The organism is Blastococcus sp. SYSU DS0617 (assembly GCF_054051075.1).
Map to the genome: position 1 here is coordinate 31,376 of NZ_JBJHAO010000014.1, position 16,576 is coordinate 47,951.

The following is a 16,576-nucleotide window of genomic DNA, read 5'->3' on the forward strand; positions in this document are numbered from 1 at the left end:
CGATGTCGCGAGCCGGCTACGACCGTTATCCCCAACAACCATCCGCCGAAGGCGTCGAACGACAAGCCCCGCAACAAGGGGCGGGGTGGCCCTCAGGACCCGGTGAGGCGGCGGCACTCGGAGCAGGGGTCGGCCGCGCCCAGTCCGCGCGGGCCGTTCCACTTCCCCTGGACGACGTCGACCGACGCCCCGCAGACCGCGGCCCAGGGCGCGGGCAGATCCGCGGTGGCGGCGAGCACGGCGTGCGCCGTGCCCGTGCTCTGGTTCCGGCCGGCGGCGTGGTCGCTGCTGCTCATGTGCTCCAGCATGCGGGGCGCGTCGCGCGGGCGGACGGCGGGGGAGCGGTGGCCCTGACCGGCCGGAGGCGCCCTCACCGGATGGCGGGTGCGCGGGCCGGCGCCGGGGTAGCGCCCGGGCATGGCGACAGCGACCACGACGGCGGGGGAGCGGTTGCCCTCGCGGGCCTCCGGGCTGCTCTACGGCATCGGCTTCGGCGGCTTCGTCGACGGCATCGTGCTGCACCAGATCCTCCAGTGGCACCACATGGTGAGCTCGGTGGAGGACCACGACCCCGGCACGCTCGCCGGTCTGGAGGCCAACACGGTCGCCGACGGGTTCTTCCACCTCGGCACCTGGGTGGCGGCGGTCGCCGGCATGGTGACGGCGCTGGTCGCCTGGCGCCAGGGGCGGATCGCGCCCAGCTGGAGCTTCCACCTCGGCCTCGTCGTCGCCGGCTGGGGGTTGTTCAACCTCGTCGAGGGGCTGATCGACCACCAGATCCTCGGCGTCCACCACGTGCGCGACGACCTGGGCGCCCCGCTGAGCTGGGACATCGGCTTCCTGCTCTCCGGCGTCGCGCTCATCGCCGTGGGCTGGCTCGTGCACCGCCGCGGCGTGCGCGACCTGCGGCGCCGTGCCGACGCCCGGCCGGCGCCCTCGGCCCGCGCCTGACCGGCGGCGGCCGGGCGATCCGCGCGACGCGGTCAGCCGGTGGGAGGAACCCCGCCGTAGACCTGCAGCTCGCCGTCGACGAGCAGGATCTGCTGCCACGGCTCCGGCGGCGGCGAGGTCCCGTCGGAGTAGGCGAGCGTGACGACGTAGCCGGCGTCGTCGGCCCGATCCGTGTAGCGGTCCCCGAACGGCATGCGCCAGAACGGGGACACCTGTACGTCCACGTCGTCGCGGAGCAGCTCCAGCACCAGGCCCGTGCCCGGCCAGAAGGTCCCCACCAGGTCGTCGGGACGGGTGGTGCCGGGGAAGTCGACCCGGACCACCGGCTCGTCCGCGCCGGAGCGCAGGCCCCGCTGGTCGAGGTCTGCCAGGACCGCCTCCTCGAGGCGGCCGATCTGCCCGGTCACGTCGGTCATCGGGGGAGTCGCCCGGGCCGTGCCGAGGCCGGTGACGAGCACGGCGGCCGTCGCCAGGGCCGCGAGCGGGACCGCCAGCAGGGCGGCGCCGCGGCGTGGGCCGGCCCACCGCTGGACCACCGCTCGCAGTTCGGGCACAAGGCTCGCCCCGACCGTCGTCCAGGCCAGGATGCCGACGACGACGGTCCACCGCGTGAGATAGGGATAGGGAGAGCCGTCGATGCGGGCGATCGCGGCCACTCCGGCGGCGGCGACGGCGAGGGTCAGCACGCCCAGCCAGACGACGTCCTCCTGCCTGCGGCGGACGCCGTTGGCCAGCGCGAGCACGAACAGCGCCAGGCCGACCGCGATGGCCACCGGCGGCCACGACTCCGGCAGCAACGGCTCGGTGGGGGACCCGGCGCCCACCAGGTAGGCCGGGATCTTCCCGAACTCGTCGGCGACGCCGCGGAGACCGGCGCCGAGCCCGGCGGGATCCTCGGGTGAGCCCTCGAGCAGGTACTCGGTCAGTTCGCCGAGGTTGCCCGGCGACCCGGTCACCTGCTGGACGAGGGGCGGCGTCCAGAGCAGAGCGGCCAGGGCGAGGGCGGCGACGACCGCGACCAGCCAGCGCAGGGCCCCGCGCGGCCGGCCGGGCCCGTCCGGCGCCGGGGCGTTCCTCTGCCGCAGCCGTCGGACGGCGCGGAGCAGCAGCCCCAGTGCCAGCACCGCGCCGACCGCGCCCACCACGGGCAGGTAGCCGATGTGTGCCTGGAGGGCCAGGGACATCGGCACCACCGCCACCGGTAGCGCCCAGGAGTGCCCGAGGATCGCCGTCCAGCACAGGAGCACCCCGGCCAGCAACGGCAGCACCGGCAGGAGGGGGTTCCACGAGTCGTAGAGGAAGCCCGCGCCGAGCATGCGCACGCTCAGCGCCAGGACGAGCACGGTCCACAGGGCGGGCAGCGCGCCCGCGCGGCGGTACACCAGCCACACCGCGAGCGCCGAGGCGAGCCCCCCGATGATCAGCGTCCCGACGGCCATGGCCTGGGTCGCGCCGCCCAGCAACCGGTAGACGCCGGCCAGCAGGTAGGTGGCCATCGGCCCGGGGTGGTACCAGCCGAAGCGCGAGTACGCGCCGAGCAGCACGTCGTGCTCACCGACGGCGTCCACCGACAGCGCCAGGATGGCCTGGTCGCCGAAGGAGAAGTAGGGCTCGTCCCGGTCGAGCGCGAGCGCCACCAGGCCCAGGATCGCCGGCAGCGCGGCCAGCAGTCCCAGGGCCACGCCCAGCCCCCGGCGGGCGGTGCGGGAGGTCGGGGCTCCCTCGTCGCCGGGCGCCGCCTGGGGGACCGTCGCGGTGGCCGTGGGCGGTTCGCCGGTGCGGCTGGTGGTCACTCGGGCTGTCCAGACGTCGTAGGGCGCGGAACCGCAGGCAGGGTAGCCGCCGCGGCAGACCCGGCCGGTGGAGGAGCGACCGCGGGGCGAGGACCTCGCCACCGGGGCCTCGGGCTCACCGGGTCGGTGGCACCCCGCCGTAGACCTGGTAACCGCCACGCACGGCGAGCACCTCCTGCCAGGGCTCCGGAGGCGGCGAGGTCCCGTCCGCGAACGCCACGGTGGCCACGTAGCCGGCGTCGTCCGCCCGGTCGGTGAAACGCGACCCGAAGGGGATGCGCCAGACGTCGAGCACCTGGACGTCGACCTCCGCGCGGTGCAGCGCGAGCGCCACCCCTGCGCCCGGGTGGATCGTGCCGACGATGACCGGCGTGGTGGTCGGGGCGAAGTCGATGCGGACGACGGGCGGGTCCTCGCCCGGCCCCGGTCCCCGCCGGTCGAGGTCGGCGACCACCGCATCCGCGAGCGCGGCGACCTCGCCGGTGGAATCGGTCGTCGGGGCGTCCGCCCGGGCCGTGCCGACCGCGGCCACCCCCACCGCCACCACGGTCAGCGCCGCCAGCGGGACCCCCAGCACGGTTCCGGGTGGCAGTGCCGGGAACCGGCCACCGAGCACCCGCCGCAGCCCGCCCTCGAGCTCCGGGAGCAGGCTGAGCCCGACCGTCGTCCAGGCCAGGATGCCGATGACGACGGTCCACTGCACGAGGTAGGTGAAGGCGAGACCCTCGATCCGGGCGACCGCCACGACCCCGGCCGCGGCGACGGCCAGCGTGAGCCCGCCCAGCCACAGCACGTCCCCGCGCCGCCGAGCGGCGGCCACGCCCAGCGCCACGGCGAACAGGGCGAGGCCGACCGCGATCGCCGGTGCGGGCCACCGAGCGGGCAGGAGGGGGGCTCCGGTGAGGCCCGCCCCCACGAGGTGCGCAGGCACCTTGCCGAACTCGTCCGCAACGGCGCGCAGACCGACGGACACGCCCGCGGTCTGCTCGGGCGAGCTCCGCAGCAGGTGGTCGTAGAGCACCCCGGCGTTGCCGGGCGTCCCGGTGAGCTGCTGGACGACGGTCGGTGTCCAGAGCAGGGCGCCGACGGCCACCGCGACGATGCCCGCGACCAGCCATCGACGGGACTGCCGCACCGCCTGCCCGGATCCACGGGGAGCGTCCGCCGCAACCCGCCGCCGCACCGCCCGGAGCAGCAGCCCCGCGACCAGCAGCGCGCCCACGGCCCCCACCGCCGGGAGGAATCCGACGTGGCTCTGCGCCGCGAGCGAGAGCGGGACGACGGCGAGCGGCAGCGCCCATGCGTCCCCGCGGAGCGCGGTCCAGCACAGCAGCACCCCGGCCAGGAAGGGCAGGACCGGGAGATAGGGGTTCCAGGGATCCCGGAGGAAGCCCTCGCCCATGATCTGCACGCTCAGCGTGATCACCAGCAGCGTCCAGACGGCCGGCACCAGACCTGCGCGCCGGCGGACCAGCCACACCGCCACGGCCACGCTGACCCCGTTGATGACCAGCGCTCCCGCCGACAGGCCCTGGAGGGCCTCGCCCAGCAGGTTGTACGGAACCGCGAGGAGGTAGGCCGCCATCGGCCCGGGGTGGTACCAGTCGAAGCGCGAGTAGGCCCCGAGGAGCACCTCGTGCTCGCCCACGGCATCGACGACCAGGGCCATGAGCGCGTGATCGCCGATCGGCAGGTAGGGATCCCCACGGCCCTGCCACAGGCCGGCCAGACCGCCCAGGGCCGGCAGGCCCGCGAGCAGCAGGAGCGCGACGGTGACGACCACGCCCCTGCGCCGGCTCCCGGTCCGCGAGGGCCGTGCGGGTGCCGCTCGCTCCAGGGGCGGCGGCACCGGGGGGAGCTGCCCAATCCGGCTGGTGGTCATCACGGAAATCCAGACGTCATGGGTCACAGGTGCAGCGCGAACGATAGTGGCGGGTGCGCCGGGAACCGGGCGGACACGGCCAGAGGTGCGGCCGCCGCTCCGGTCTCCCTTGATCCACGAACCACGGCGGGGCAGGCTGTGAGCCAGACCACAGTCCCGTCGCCAGGAGGCTGCCGTGGAAGTGCTCGCCGGAGACCGGATCGCCGACCGTCGCCCACCGTCCTCGGCCGGCACGGCGTCCGTGTCGCGCTCCGCCGGCGCGCAGAGCTGAGCCGGGCCGATGGCGAAGGAGATCGCAGCGGCGCCCGCGCCACGGGCGGCCGAACGGGTGCGCAACGTCGCGCTCGTGGGGCACACCGGCGCGGGCAAGACGACGCTGGCCGAGGCGCTGCTGGTGGCCACGGGGGCGCTGCCCCGGGCCGGCCGGGTGGAGGACGGCACGACGTGCCTGGACACCGAGGACGTCGAGATCCGGCAGCGGCGGTCCGTGTCGCTGGGCGTCGCGACCGTCGAGCACGCCGGGCACCGGATCACCCTCCTCGACACCCCGGGGGCACCTGACTTCGTGGGCGAGCTGCGCGCCGGGCTCCGGGCGGCGGACGCCGCTTTGTTCGTCGTCTCCGCCGTCAACGGGGTGGACGCCACCACGGTGGCGCTGTGGCAGGAGTGCGCGGCCGTCGACATGCCGCGCGCGGTGGTGCTCACCCAGATCGACCGGCCGCAGGCCGACGTGGACGAGGCGGTGCGGTTGTGCCAGACGCTGCTGGGAGAGGGCGTCTTCCCCGTGCACCTGGTCGACCGGGCCCCCGACGGCTCGGTGCGCGACCTCGTCTCCCTGCTCGATCCCGACGCGGCGAGCGGACCGGCCGGCCGGCAGGGGGCCGGCCGCCTCCGTGCCGAGCTGATCGAGGGCATCATCGGCGAGAGCGAGGACGAGGTGCTCATGGAGCGCTACCTCGCCGGTGACCAGCTCGTGCAGTCCGATCTGATCGCCGATCTCGAGACCGCCGTCGCCAGGGCCCACTTCCACCCGGTGCTGTGCGCGGCGCCGCCGGCCGGGATCGGCGTCGCCGCTCTCCTCGAGCTCGTCGTCTCCGGCTTCCCGTGCCCGGGCGAGCACGGCTGCCCGCCGGTCACCCGGCCGGACGGCGCAGCGGCACCGGCGGTGTCCTGCGATCCGGACGGACCGCTGGTCGCCGAGGTGGTGAAGACGACGACCGATCCGTACGTGGGCCGGGTGTCGCTGGTGCGCGTCTTCTCCGGCACGTTGCGCCCGGACATCGCGGTCCACGTCTCCGGGCACGGCATGGCCGATCGCGGGCACCCCGACCACGACGTCGACGAGCGCATCGGCGCGGTCAGCTCGCCCCTGGGATCGCTGCTGCGGCTCGTCCCCGCCTGCCCCGCCGGCGACGTGTGTGCGATCGCCCGGCTCACCAGCGCCGAGACCGGGGACACGCTGTCCTCCCCGGAGGACCCGCTGCTCGTCCCGCCCTGGGACCTGCCGACGCCGCAGCTGCCGGTGGCCGTGGAGGCCGCCTCGCGCGGCGACGAGGACCGCCTGGCCACCGCGCTGGGGCGGCTGGTCGCCGAGGACCCCACGGTCCGCCTGGAACGCCGGCCGGAGACGGGGCAGCTGCTGCTGTGGTGCGTCGGTGACGCGCACGCCGAGGTGCTGCTGGAGCGGCTGCGCAGCCGGCACGGCGTCTCCGTCACCACCGTCCCGGTCCGGGTGCCCCTGGTGGAGACGCTGGCCGGGCCGGCGCGGGTGACGGCGCGGCACGTCAAGCAGTCCGGCGGGCACGGGCAGTACGCCGTGGTCGTCGTCGAGGGGGAACCGGGGCCGCCGGGCAGCGGGATCGTCTTCGAGCAGCGCATCGTCGGCGGGACGGTGCCCAGCCAGTTCCACGGGAGCGTGGAGAAGGGCATCCGGGCGCAGGCCGAGCGCGGCCTGGGCGCGGACCGCTCCGTCGTGGACGTCCGGGTCACCCTGGTCGACGGCAAGGCGCACTCCGTGGACTCCTCGGACGCGGCGTTCCAGGCAGCCGGCGCGCTCGCCCTCCGCGAGCTCGCGGCGGCGGCCGGGACGCGGGTGCTGGAGCCGTGGTGCGAGGTGGCGGTGGAGGTCCCGGGGGAGTACGTCGGCGCGGTGATGAGCGACCTGTCCGCCCGACGGGCGCGGGTCACCGGGAGCGACACCGATCCCGCCGCGGGCCGGGCGACCGTCCGCGCGGAGATCCCCGAGGTGGAGCTGCTCGGGTATCCCGGGGCGCTGCGCTCGATCAGCCACGGCACCGGCTCCTTCGACCGGCGTCCCCTGGGCCACGAGCCCGCTCCCGCGTCGCTGTCGGTCCCCGCCTGAGGCGAGGCCCCGTGCGGGGACCCGCCGCGAGCAGGCGAGTGGCGGGGGGCACGGGGTCCTTCTACTAGCCTCTGCGCAGGGTGATCAGCGGGCTGGAGGGATCGTGACGTCGTCGAACGGGCCATCGGCCGAGTCGACGACGTCGCACGGCGCCGTCCCCGTCGGGCGGGACGAACTGCCCGACCGGGTGTGGACGCTGCCCAACGCGCTGTCGGTCCTGCGCCTGCTGGGCGTGCCGCTGTTCCTCTGGCTGCTGCTGGGGCCGGAGGCCGACGGCTGGGCGGTGATCGTCCTGATGATCTCGGGCATCACCGACTGGGCCGACGGCAAGCTTGCCCGCTGGCTGGACCAGGGCAGCCGCCTCGGCGCCCTCCTGGACCCGGCGGCCGACCGGCTCTACATCGTCTGCACGCTGGTCGCCCTCGCGCTGCGCGACATCGCGCCGGTCTGGATGGTCGCGCTCCTGCTGGGCCGCGAGCTCGTCCTCGGCGTCGGGTTGCTCGTGCTGCGCCGGTACGGCTATCCGCCGCTGCAGGTGCACTACCTCGGCAAGGCCGCGACCTTCCTGCTCCTCTACGCCTTCCCCGGGCTGCTGCTCGCCGACGGCAGCGGCTGGCTGGCCACGGCCATCGCCCCCTTCGCCTGGGCGTTCGCCATCTGGGGCACCGCCCTCTACCTGCTGGCCGGCGTCTTCTACGTCGTGCAGGTCGTCGGGATCGTGCGCGCCGAGCGGGCCGCTCCCACGGGCGCGGTGTCGTGACCGCGCACCCGCCGGGCGGTGGCCAGCGCTCCCTGGGTGCCTCGCTGCTCGACGACGTGCTCGCCGAGACCCTGGACCCCTCCTACGCCCAGGCCGCGGAGGCCCGGGCGGCCGCCGGCCCGGCCACCACCGCGCCCCGATGGCGCGGAGCGGCGGTGGTGGCACTGACCATGGTGGTGGCCGGCGTCCTCGCCGCGGTCACGTACGACCAGGCCGCCGCCCGGGTGCAGGGCCGGCAGGAGATCCGCGCCACTCTCGTCGACGACATCCGTGCCGAGTCCGACGCCAGTGACGAGCTCGCCACCGAGCTGGAGCAGCTGCGGGCGGAGGTGAGCCGGGCCCGCGACGAGCTGCTCGCGTCCTCCGCGACGGGCCAGCGCGCGCTCGACGAGCTCGCCCGCGCCGAGGTCGGCGCCGCGGCGGTCCCCGTCAGCGGTCCGGGCCTGCTGGTCACCCTCGCCAACGCTGGGTCCGACGCCGACGACGACCCCGTCGGTGGGGTCACCGAGGCCGACGTCCGGGGCCGGGTCCGCGACGGCGACCTCCAGCTGGTGGTCAACGCCCTCTGGGCGGCCGGAGCCGAGGCGATCAGCATCAACGGCCAGCGGCTGGGCCCCACCAGCGCCATCAGGTTCGCCGGCGAGGCGGTGCTCGTCGACTTCCGCCCGGTGACCAACCCCTACGAGATCAGTGCGATCGGCGACCCCGAGACCCTCCGCAGCGGGTTCCTCGCCAGCCCCGACGTGGCTGCGCTCGCCCTCGTCGAGGAGTCCTTCGGGCTCGGCTTCGACTTCGGGCGCAAGGACGACCTGCGCCTGCCTGCCGCCAGCACCCCGGAACTGCGCTGGGCGCGGCCGGTGCCCGACGAGCCCCGCACCCCGCCGACCGACCCCGTGACCGGAGACTGACCCGTGATCCCGATCCTCGGCCTGGTGGCCGGCGTCCTGCTCGGCCTGCTGGTCGACCCCACCGTGCCGCTGTGGCTGCAGCCCTACCTCCCGATCGCGGTCGTGGCGGCGCTGGACGCGGTCTTCGGCGGTCTCCGCGCGCGGCTCGACGGCATCTTCGACGCCAAGGTCTTCGTCATCTCCTTCGTCTCCAACGTCGTCGTGGCGGCGCTCATCGTGTTCCTCGGGGACCAGCTCGGCGTGGGCGCCCAGCTGTCCACCGCCGTCGTGGTCGTGCTCGGCATCCGGATCTTCGGCAACGCCGCGGCGATCCGGCGGCACGTCTTCCGGGCATGACCACCGACCCGACACCCGGCACCCCGTCGTCGCCGGAGTCGTCCGCCTCGGAGTCGTCCGGGCCGGAGTCGTCCGGGCCGGAGTCGTCCGGGCCGGAGTCGTCCGCCTCGGAGTCGTCCGCGCCGGGGTCGTCCGCGCCGGGGTCGTCCGCGCCGGGGTCGTCCGCGCCGGAGTCGTCCGCGCCGGAGTCGTCGGCCCCGGGGTCGTCCGCGCCCGAGGAGCCGGGCCCCGGCCGTCGCCGCGACCTGCGGGCCGCCGCCCTGATCGGCGTCCTCACGCTGCTCCTCGGCTTCGCCTTCACCGTGCAGGTGCGCAACTCCGACGACGAGCAGCTGCTCGCCGGCGCCCGGGAGGAGGACCTCGTGCGCATCGTCGACGAGGTCAGCTCCCGGGGCGTCCGCCTCCGGGAGCTGATCGCGGACGAGCGCCGGGCGCTGCGGCAGCTCACCAGCTCCGACAGCGAGACCGCCTCGGCGCTCGAGGAGGCGCGCAACCGGGCGGCGTCCCTCGGCGTGCTCAACGGCACCGATCCCGCGCTGGGTCCGGGGCTGCGCATGACGCTCCGGGACCCGGACGACGCGCTGCGGGTCACCGACCTGGTCGACGTGATCCAGGAGCTCCGCGGCGCCGGGGCGGAGACGATGCAGATCGACGGCGTCCGCGTGGGCCTGAGCACCGCGGTCACCGGCACCTCGGGCGCGCTGATGATCGACGGCCGGCCGATCACCGCTCCCTACGAGGTGCTCGTGCTCGGCTCTCCGCAGGACATGGAGACGGCGCTGAACATCCCCGGGGGAGTGGTGCAGAACATCGGGAGCCGTGGGGGGTCGGTCACGGTCGAGCAGGTGCCCGAACTCGTCGTCGACGCGTTGCGGCCGCTCCCGGAGGCTCAATACGCTGATCCGGTCGACGACTGACCAGCCGGCCGCCCCCGGGCGCCGCCCCGCCGCACCCCTGGGAGAAGATCCCCGCATGGCCACTCCGGACGACCGCCGTTACACCGACCAGCACGAGTGGGCGCTGGTGCAGGGCACCGACGGCACGTCGACGGTCGTCCGCGTCGGCATCACCGACCACGCCCAGGACGCCCTGGGGGACATCGTCTTCGTGCAGCTACCCGCCGTGGGCGACGAGGTGACCCCGGGGACGCCGATCGGCGAGGTGGAGTCCACCAAGTCGGTCTCCGACGTCTACGCGCCCGTCGCGGGCGTCGTGGCCGCGGTCAACGAGGCGCTGACCGATGCCCCGGAGACGGTCAACGCCGATCCGTACGGCTCGGGCTGGCTGGTGGACATCAGCGTGCCCGGCGAAGGGGGCGACCCCATCGGTGCGCTGCTGGACGCCGAGGCCTACCAGGCCCTCGTCGACGGGTCCTGACGGCCCCGCCTGCGGGGCCGGAACGCCTGCCGATCACTATGATCGCGACGGGGCACGGAGACGCGGGTGACCAGCAACGCAGCTCCCCACCCCGACCCCGCACGTGCGGTTGACCCTCGGGTCGACCGCTGGTTCCATGACCACGGCCCGCCGCATCCGCGGTGGCCGACACACGGCGGGCCAGCCGGCCCGTCGACCGCCGGCCGCCCGCGGCCTGTCAAGGCCCGCGGCGACGCCCCTCGTACCGGAGGAGACGCAACGTGCACTGCACTCGATGTGGACACGAGAACCCCGAGGGCAGTCGCTTCTGCGCGCAGTGCGGCTCGGCGCTCCCCCCGGAGCGGATCGGCGAGTCGACCAGCGTGATCCCCAAGGTCGGGGGAGAGGACTCCGGTGAGCAGCCGGAGACGACCGAGTCGCCCGCCGACGCGCACGCCGGCGCCGTCGAGTCCCTGCCCGCAGGGTCCGCGCTGCTCGTGGTGAAGCGGGGCCCGAACGCGGGCAGCCGGTTCCTGCTCGACCAGGACGTCACGACCGCCGGGCGCCACCCCGACAGCGACATCTTCCTCGACGACGTCACCGTCAGCCGCCGGCACGTGGAGTTCCACCGCGAGGGTGGTGGCTTCTCGGTGCACGACGTCGGCAGCCTGAACGGCACCTACGTCAACCGGGAGCCGGTCGACGTCGCCAACCTGGCCGGCGGCGACGAGGTGCAGATCGGCAAGTTCCGCCTCGTCTACCTGACCGGTCCGCGGACCGGCGAGCCGGCTGCTCGCTAGGACATGACGGCAGTGCCCGAGCGCGAGAACGCGCCCGGGGACGCCGGCGACCAGCACACGCCGCGCCTCACCATCGGCGAGGTGCTCGCGGTGCTGCGCGACGACTTCCCCGACGTGACGATCAGCAAGATCCGTTACCTCGAGTCCGAGGACCTGGTGCACCCGCAGCGCACGCCGTCGGGGTACCGGAAGTTCTCCCGGGCCGACGTCAGCCGGCTGCGCTACGTGCTGAGCGCTCAGCGCGACCACTACCTGCCGCTGCGGGTCATCAAGGACCACCTGGAGGCGCTGGACCGCGGAGAGCCGATCCCGGGTACGGCCGCGCCGGCGACCGTGCCCCCGCCCGCACCGGGCGACGGGAGCGGCGAGGCGGCGCCCCTGACCCCGGACCAGTTCGCGCGCGCGGCCGGGCTGGAGCCCGAGCAGCTCGCCGACTGCGTGCAGTTCGGCCTCCTGGCGACCGACGCCGACGGCCGGCACCCGGTGGGCGACCTCGCGATCGCCCGGGCGGCCGCCGGCCTGGCCCGCCACGGCATCGAGCCGCGGCACCTGCGGGTCTACAAGAGCGGCGTGGAGCGCGAGGCCGGCCTGGTGGAGCAGCTCGTCGCGCCGGTCCTGCGCGCGCGGTCCGAGGAGGCCCGGACGCGGGCCACCGAGAAACTGCGCGAGCTGGCCGGGTTGTCCGCGCAGCTGCACACCGCCCTGCTGGAGGCACGCCTCCGGGATCTCCTGCGCCCCTGACTCCGGCGTACCGTGGACGGCGTCGCTGTCCCCGACCGCCGAACCGTTTCCGCCACCACACCGCCCGCAACCGGCCGACGTCGGTCCGTCCGGGCACGCAGCCGAGGGAGCCGTACCGTGCAGGAGCTTCGAGTCGTCGGCGTCCGCGTCGAGCTGCCCGGCAACCAGCCGATTTTGCTGCTCAAGGAGACGCAGGGGGAGCGCTACCTGCCGATCTGGATCGGCGCGGTCGAGGCCGCGGCCATCGCGTTCGAGCAGCAGGGCGTCCGCCCGGCGCGGCCCATGACCCACGACCTGCTCCGCGAGGTCATCACCGCCCTGGGCGCCGAGCTCGAGGCCGTGCACATCACCGAGATGCGCGACGGCATCTACATCGCCGAACTCGTCCTCGGCGAGGAGCGGGTGGTCAGCGCCCGGCCCTCGGACGCCGTGGCCCTGGCCGTGCGGACCGGGGCACCGATCTTCGGCTCCGAGGAGCTGCTCGACGAGGTGGGCATCGAGATCCCCGACGAGCAGGAGGACGAGGTCGAGAAGTTCCGCGAGTTCCTCGACCAGATCTCGCCGGAGGACTTCGGCGCCGGCTCGGGATCGGGCGGAGGGTCCGGCGGCCCCGCCTGAACGCGGCCATCCCGAGACCATCGGCAGCGCCGCGCGGCGCTCCACTCGAAATGATGAGCGAGGCGACACGCCGCCCCGCTCAGTTGACCGGCCCCCGGGCCCGGCTTACGGTCGGCGAACAACAACGGTGTGACACCTGAGGTCACCGGGCGGCGAACCAGCCCGGCGCGCAGGAGTGGCAAGCCGTCGACCCGGTCCGTGCGAACGGACCGGGACAGAGGAGGACGCCGACGTGAGCGACCAGGACAAGGGCTCCCAGGGTCAGCTCTTCAGCGACGCCGCAGTCGGGGCTCCCGCGTACGACGAGGTGGACACCGACCTCGTGGGTTACCGCGGCCCGACCGCCTGTGCCGCTGCGGGGATCACCTACCGGCAGCTCGACTACTGGGCCCGCACCGGGCTCGTCGCCCCGTCGGTCCGCAGCGCCACCGGCTCGGGGACGCAGCGGCTGTACTCCTTCCGCGACATCCTCGTCCTCAAGGTCGTCAAGCGGCTGCTGGACACCGGCGTCTCCCTGCAGAACATCCGCAAGGCCGTCGACCACCTCCGCAACCGCGGGATCAAGGACCTCGCCAACGTCACGCTGTTCTCCGACGGTGCCACGGTCTACGAGTGCACCTCCGCCGAGGAGGTCGTCGACCTGCTGGCCGGCGGTCAGGGTGTCTTCGGCATCGCCGTCTCCGGCGCACTGCGCGAGCTCTCCGGTGAGCTGGCCGAGCTCCCGGCCGAGCGTCTCGACGGTGCGCCGCTGGCCACCGCCGACGACGAGCTCGCGATGCGCCGCCGCCGCCGGGCGATGTAGTTCATCTCGGTTCTGTCGTGCCGAGTGGGCCCCGGAGGGATCCGCGCAGGCACGACGTAGCGGCTCAGCTGTCTGGGCTCGGCACGTGGTCGCGGTGTCGTCCGGCAGGACGACAGAGTCATAGCGTCTTCGTGTCGCGTCCCGTCACCCCTCGGGGGACCCTCCGGGCCCCCGCTCCGGGTGACATCCCGCTGGTAGCGTTCCGCCAGTGGCAGACCACGCTGAGACCGTCGCTGGAACCGAGGGCGGAGCGCTTCCGCCGCTGACCGGATCACTCCCGTCGCTGAACTCACTGGACCCCGCCGGGTCCTTCGCGGGGCGGCACATCGGGCCGCGGGGCGACGAGACCGCCGCGATGCTCGAGGTGGTGGGCCACCCCAGCCTCGAGTCGCTGGCCGACGCCTGCGTGCCCGAGAAGGTGCGGGACCGGACGCCGCTCGCGCTCCCGCCGGCCGCGGACGAGGCGGCCGTGCTGGCCGAGCTGCGCGAGCGGGCCGCCGAGAACGACGTGCACACCTCGATGATCGGCCTGGGCTACTACGGCACCGTCACCCCGACGGTCATCCAGCGCAACGTGCTGGAGAACCCGGCCTGGTACACCGCCTACACGCCCTACCAGCCCGAGATCAGCCAGGGCCGGCTCGAGGCGCTGATCAACTTCCAGACGATGGTCGCCGACCTCACCGGGCTCGACGTCGCCGGTGCCTCGATGCTCGACGAGGCCACCGCCGCCGCCGAGGCGATGACCCTCGTGCGCCGGGCCGGACGCGCCAAGGCCAACGCGGTGTTCGTGGTCGACGCCGACACGCTGCCCCAGACGCTGGCGGTGCTCGAGACCCGTGCCGAGCCGCTGGGCATCGCCCTGCACGTGGCCGACCTGTCCGCCGGCTGGCCCACCGACCTGCCCGAGGCCGGCGCCTTCGGCGTGCTGCTGTCCTACCCCGGAGCGAGCGGCGCCGTCCGCGACCACCGCGCCCTGGCCGCGGCTGCGCACGAGGCCGGTGCCTCCGTCGTCGTCGCCGCCGACCTGCTGGCCCTCACGCTGCTGGAGGCCCCGGGGGAGTGGGGCGCCGACGTCGCCTGCGGCACCACCCAGCGCTTCGGCGTCCCCATGGGCTACGGCGGTCCGCACGCCGGCTACCTGTCGGTCCGCGAGGGGCTGGCCCGCCAGCTGCCCGGCCGGCTGGTCGGGGTCTCGGTCGACGCCGACGGCGACGTCGCCTACCGGCTGGCGCTGCAGACCCGCGAGCAGCACATCCGCCGCGAGAAGGCGACCAGCAACATCTGCACCGCGCAGGTGCTGCTCGCCGTCATGGCCGGCGCCTACGCCGTCTACCACGGGCCCGAGGGCCTGGCGGCGATCGCCGCCCGCGTGCACCGCAGCGCGCACGCGCTGGCCACCGCGCTGCGCGACGGCGGCCTGGTGCCGGTGCACGAGCACTTCTTCGACACCCTGACCGTCCCCGTACCCGGCCGGGCGGCCGAGGTGGTCGCCGCGGCCGCGCAGCGGAAGATCAACCTGCGCCTGGTCGACGCCGACACGGTGGCGGTCGCCTGCGACGAGACCACCACGCCGGCGGTCCTGCGCGCGGTGGCCGAGTCCTTCGGCGTGGCCCTCGACGACGCGGCGCTGGACCAGGACGGCGGCGACGCCCTCCCGGCCGACCTCCGCAGGCGGACCGCCTACCTGACGCACCCGGTCTTCTCCGCGCACCGCTCCGAGACCGCGATGCTGCGCTACCTGCGCATGCTGAGCGACAAGGACCTGGCGCTGGACCGCACGATGATCCCGCTGGGCTCGTGCACGATGAAGCTCAACTCGGCCACGGAGATGGCCGCCATCACCTGGCCGGAGTTCGCCGGGCTGCACCCCTTCGCGCCGGCCGAGCAGGCCCGCGGCTACACCCGGCTGATCGACGAGCTGTGCGGCTGGCTGGCCGAGGTGACCGGCTACGCCGCCGTGAGCGTGCAGCCCAACGCCGGGTCGCAGGGCGAGTTCGCCGGCCTGCTGGCCATCCGCGGCTACCACCGCTCCCGCGGGGACGAGAACCGCGACGTCTGCCTGATCCCGAGCTCCGCGCACGGCACCAACGCGGCCAGCGCGGTCATGGCCGGCATGCGGGTCGTCGTCGTGGCCTGCGACGAGGCCGGCAACGTCGACCTCGCCGACCTGCGCGCCAAGGTCGGCCAGCACGCCGAGCGGCTGGCGGCCATCATGCTGACCTACCCCTCGACCCACGGCGTCTACGAGACCGAGGTGCGCGAGATCTGCGCCGCGGTGCACGACGCGGGCGGGCAGGTCTACGTCGACGGGGCCAACCTCAACGCCCTGGTCGGGCTCGCCCGGCCCGGCCGCTTCGGCTCCGACGTCAGCCACCTCAACCTGCACAAGACCTTCTGCATCCCGCACGGCGGCGGCGGGCCCGGCGTCGGTCCGATCGGCGTCGCGGAGCACCTGGTGCCCTTCCTGCCGGGCCACCCGCTGGTCGACACCGGGGCGTCCGGGCCCGCGGTCTCCGGTGCGCCGTTCGGCTCGGCCGGCATCCTGCCCATCTCGTGGGCCTACGTCCGGCTCATGGGGCCCGACGGCCTGACCCGGGCCACCGAGCACGCGATCCTCGGGGCGAACTACCTGGCCACTCGGCTGCGCGAGCACTTCCCGGTGCTCTACACCGGTGCGGACGGCATGGTCGCCCACGAGTGCATCCTGGACATCCGGCCGCTCACCAAGGCCACCGGGATCACCAACGACGACATCGCCAAGCGGCTCATCGACTTCGGCTTCCACGCCCCCACGATGAGCTTCCCGGTCGCCGGCACGCTCATGGTCGAGCCGACCGAGAGCGAGGACAAGGCCGAGCTGGACCGCTTCGTCGAGGCGATGGTGACCATCCGCGGCGAGATCGAGAAGGTGGCGTCGGGCGAGTACGACCGCACCGACAACCCGCTGCGCAACGCGCCGCACACGCTGGCCATGCTGGCGGGGGAGTGGGAGCGGCCCTATCCGCGGACCACCGCGATCTACCCGGTCCGCGGGTTGCAGGGGCGGAGCTACCTGAGCCCCGTCCGGCGGATCGACCAGGCCTACGGCGACCGGAACCTGGTCTGCGCCTGCCCGCCGCCGGAGGCCTTCGCCGAGCACGACTTCGGTGACCACGCGCCTGCTGCGAACGGCTCGACGCCGGAGCGGTCGGCCGGGGCTCCGGACGACCTGGGGACGACGGCCGACGTGGTGGGCGCGCGGGCCTGACCCGGAGGGCGACGGGC

Annotated in this window: 15 protein-coding genes; 12 read left to right on the forward strand and 3 right to left on the reverse strand. The window is 74.6% G+C overall.

The annotated features are described in order from the left end of the window. Window positions 1-92: 92 nt before the first annotated feature. A complete protein-coding gene (locus ACI793_RS15165; protein ID WP_456607212.1) occupies window positions 93-296 on the reverse strand; it encodes a hypothetical protein in 204 nt (67 codons plus the stop codon). A 121-nt stretch (window positions 297-417) separates the two neighbouring features. Here ACI793_RS15165 and ACI793_RS15170 point away from each other — a divergent pair, with 121 nt between their 5' ends. Continuing rightward, window positions 418-951, forward strand: coding sequence for a DUF2243 domain-containing protein (locus tag ACI793_RS15170; RefSeq protein ID WP_456607213.1), 534 nt, complete (start codon window positions 418-420; stop codon window positions 949-951). Window positions 952-983: 32 nt separating this feature from the next. Here the strand turns inward: ACI793_RS15170 and ACI793_RS15175 are convergent, their stop codons facing one another. Both ACI793_RS15175 and ACI793_RS15180 read right to left on the reverse strand, forming a co-directional pair. Continuing rightward, complete coding sequence (locus ACI793_RS15175; RefSeq protein ID WP_456607214.1) at window positions 984-2,744, reverse strand: hypothetical protein; 1,761 nt, start codon at window positions 2,742-2,744, stop codon at window positions 984-986. Between the two features lie 115 nt (window positions 2,745-2,859). Then, on the reverse strand, window positions 2,860-4,527 hold the full coding sequence (locus ACI793_RS15180) for a hypothetical protein (RefSeq protein ID WP_456607215.1): 1,668 nt from the start codon (window positions 4,525-4,527) through the stop codon (window positions 2,860-2,862). A 379-nt stretch (window positions 4,528-4,906) separates the two neighbouring features. Between ACI793_RS15180 and ACI793_RS15185 the strand changes: the two genes are divergently transcribed. The 11 genes from ACI793_RS15185 (at window position 4,907) to gcvP (ending at window position 16,559) form a co-directional block, all read left to right on the forward strand. Beyond that, entirely contained in the window at window positions 4,907-6,988 is a 2,082-nt protein-coding gene (locus ACI793_RS15185; RefSeq protein ID WP_456607216.1) for an elongation factor G-like protein EF-G2, read from the forward strand. 103 nt (window positions 6,989-7,091) lie between these two features. Continuing rightward, window positions 7,092-7,748, forward strand: coding sequence for a CDP-alcohol phosphatidyltransferase family protein (locus ACI793_RS15190; protein ID WP_456607217.1), 657 nt, complete (start codon window positions 7,092-7,094; stop codon window positions 7,746-7,748). Continuing rightward, a complete protein-coding gene (locus ACI793_RS15195; protein ID WP_456607218.1) occupies window positions 7,745-8,656 on the forward strand; it encodes a DUF881 domain-containing protein in 912 nt (303 codons plus the stop codon). The genes ACI793_RS15190 and ACI793_RS15195 overlap by 4 nt, the downstream gene beginning before the upstream one ends. Window positions 8,657-8,659: 3 nt before the next feature. Further along, a complete protein-coding gene (locus ACI793_RS15200) occupies window positions 8,660-8,992 on the forward strand; it encodes a small basic family protein (RefSeq protein WP_311345893.1) in 333 nt (110 codons plus the stop codon). Then, complete coding sequence (locus ACI793_RS15205) at window positions 8,989-9,909, forward strand: DUF881 domain-containing protein (protein ID WP_456607219.1); 921 nt, start codon at window positions 8,989-8,991, stop codon at window positions 9,907-9,909. The genes ACI793_RS15200 and ACI793_RS15205 overlap by 4 nt, the downstream gene beginning before the upstream one ends. Before the next feature lie 55 nt (window positions 9,910-9,964). Next, a complete protein-coding gene (gcvH, locus tag ACI793_RS15210) occupies window positions 9,965-10,369 on the forward strand; it encodes a glycine cleavage system protein GcvH (protein ID WP_456607220.1) in 405 nt (134 codons plus the stop codon). A gap of 260 nt (window positions 10,370-10,629) precedes the next feature. Then, complete coding sequence (gene odhI / locus ACI793_RS15215) at window positions 10,630-11,148, forward strand: oxoglutarate dehydrogenase inhibitor Odhl (protein WP_311345890.1); 519 nt, start codon at window positions 10,630-10,632, stop codon at window positions 11,146-11,148. Between the two features lie 3 nt (window positions 11,149-11,151). After that, window positions 11,152-11,889, forward strand: a complete 738-nt coding sequence (gene ftsR, locus ACI793_RS15220) for a transcriptional regulator FtsR (protein WP_456607221.1) — start codon at window positions 11,152-11,154, stop codon at window positions 11,887-11,889. A 117-nt stretch (window positions 11,890-12,006) separates the two neighbouring features. Continuing rightward, the gene (locus ACI793_RS15225) at window positions 12,007-12,507 is read left to right on the forward strand and encodes a bifunctional nuclease family protein (RefSeq protein ID WP_311345888.1); all 501 of its coding nucleotides are present in this window, start codon (window positions 12,007-12,009) and stop codon (window positions 12,505-12,507) included. Between the two features lie 232 nt (window positions 12,508-12,739). After that, on the forward strand, window positions 12,740-13,309 hold the full coding sequence (locus tag ACI793_RS15230) for a MerR family transcriptional regulator (protein WP_456607222.1): 570 nt from the start codon (window positions 12,740-12,742) through the stop codon (window positions 13,307-13,309). A 208-nt stretch (window positions 13,310-13,517) separates the two neighbouring features. After that, window positions 13,518-16,559, forward strand: coding sequence for an aminomethyl-transferring glycine dehydrogenase (gene gcvP, locus ACI793_RS15235; RefSeq protein ID WP_456607223.1), 3,042 nt, complete (start codon window positions 13,518-13,520; stop codon window positions 16,557-16,559). The last annotated feature ends 17 nt before the right edge of the window (window positions 16,560-16,576 follow it).

Bases quoted from the DNA above. Each gene is read 5' to 3' on its own strand.
- ACI793_RS15205 (WP_456607219.1), top strand. From the start codon at position 8,989: ATGACCACCGACCCGACACCCGGCACCCCGTCGTCGCCGGAGTCGTCC.
- ftsR (WP_456607221.1), top strand. From the start codon at position 11,152: ATGACGGCAGTGCCCGAGCGCGAGAACGCGCCCGGGGACGCCGGCGAC.
- gcvH (WP_456607220.1), top strand. From the start codon at position 9,965: ATGGCCACTCCGGACGACCGCCGTTACACCGACCAGCACGAGTGGGCG.
- ACI793_RS15170 (WP_456607213.1), top strand. From the start codon at position 418: ATGGCGACAGCGACCACGACGGCGGGGGAGCGGTTGCCCTCGCGGGCC.
- ACI793_RS15165 (WP_456607212.1), bottom strand. From the start codon at position 296: ATGAGCAGCAGCGACCACGCCGCCGGCCGGAACCAGAGCACGGGCACG.
- ACI793_RS15185 (WP_456607216.1), top strand. From the start codon at position 4,907: ATGGCGAAGGAGATCGCAGCGGCGCCCGCGCCACGGGCGGCCGAACGG.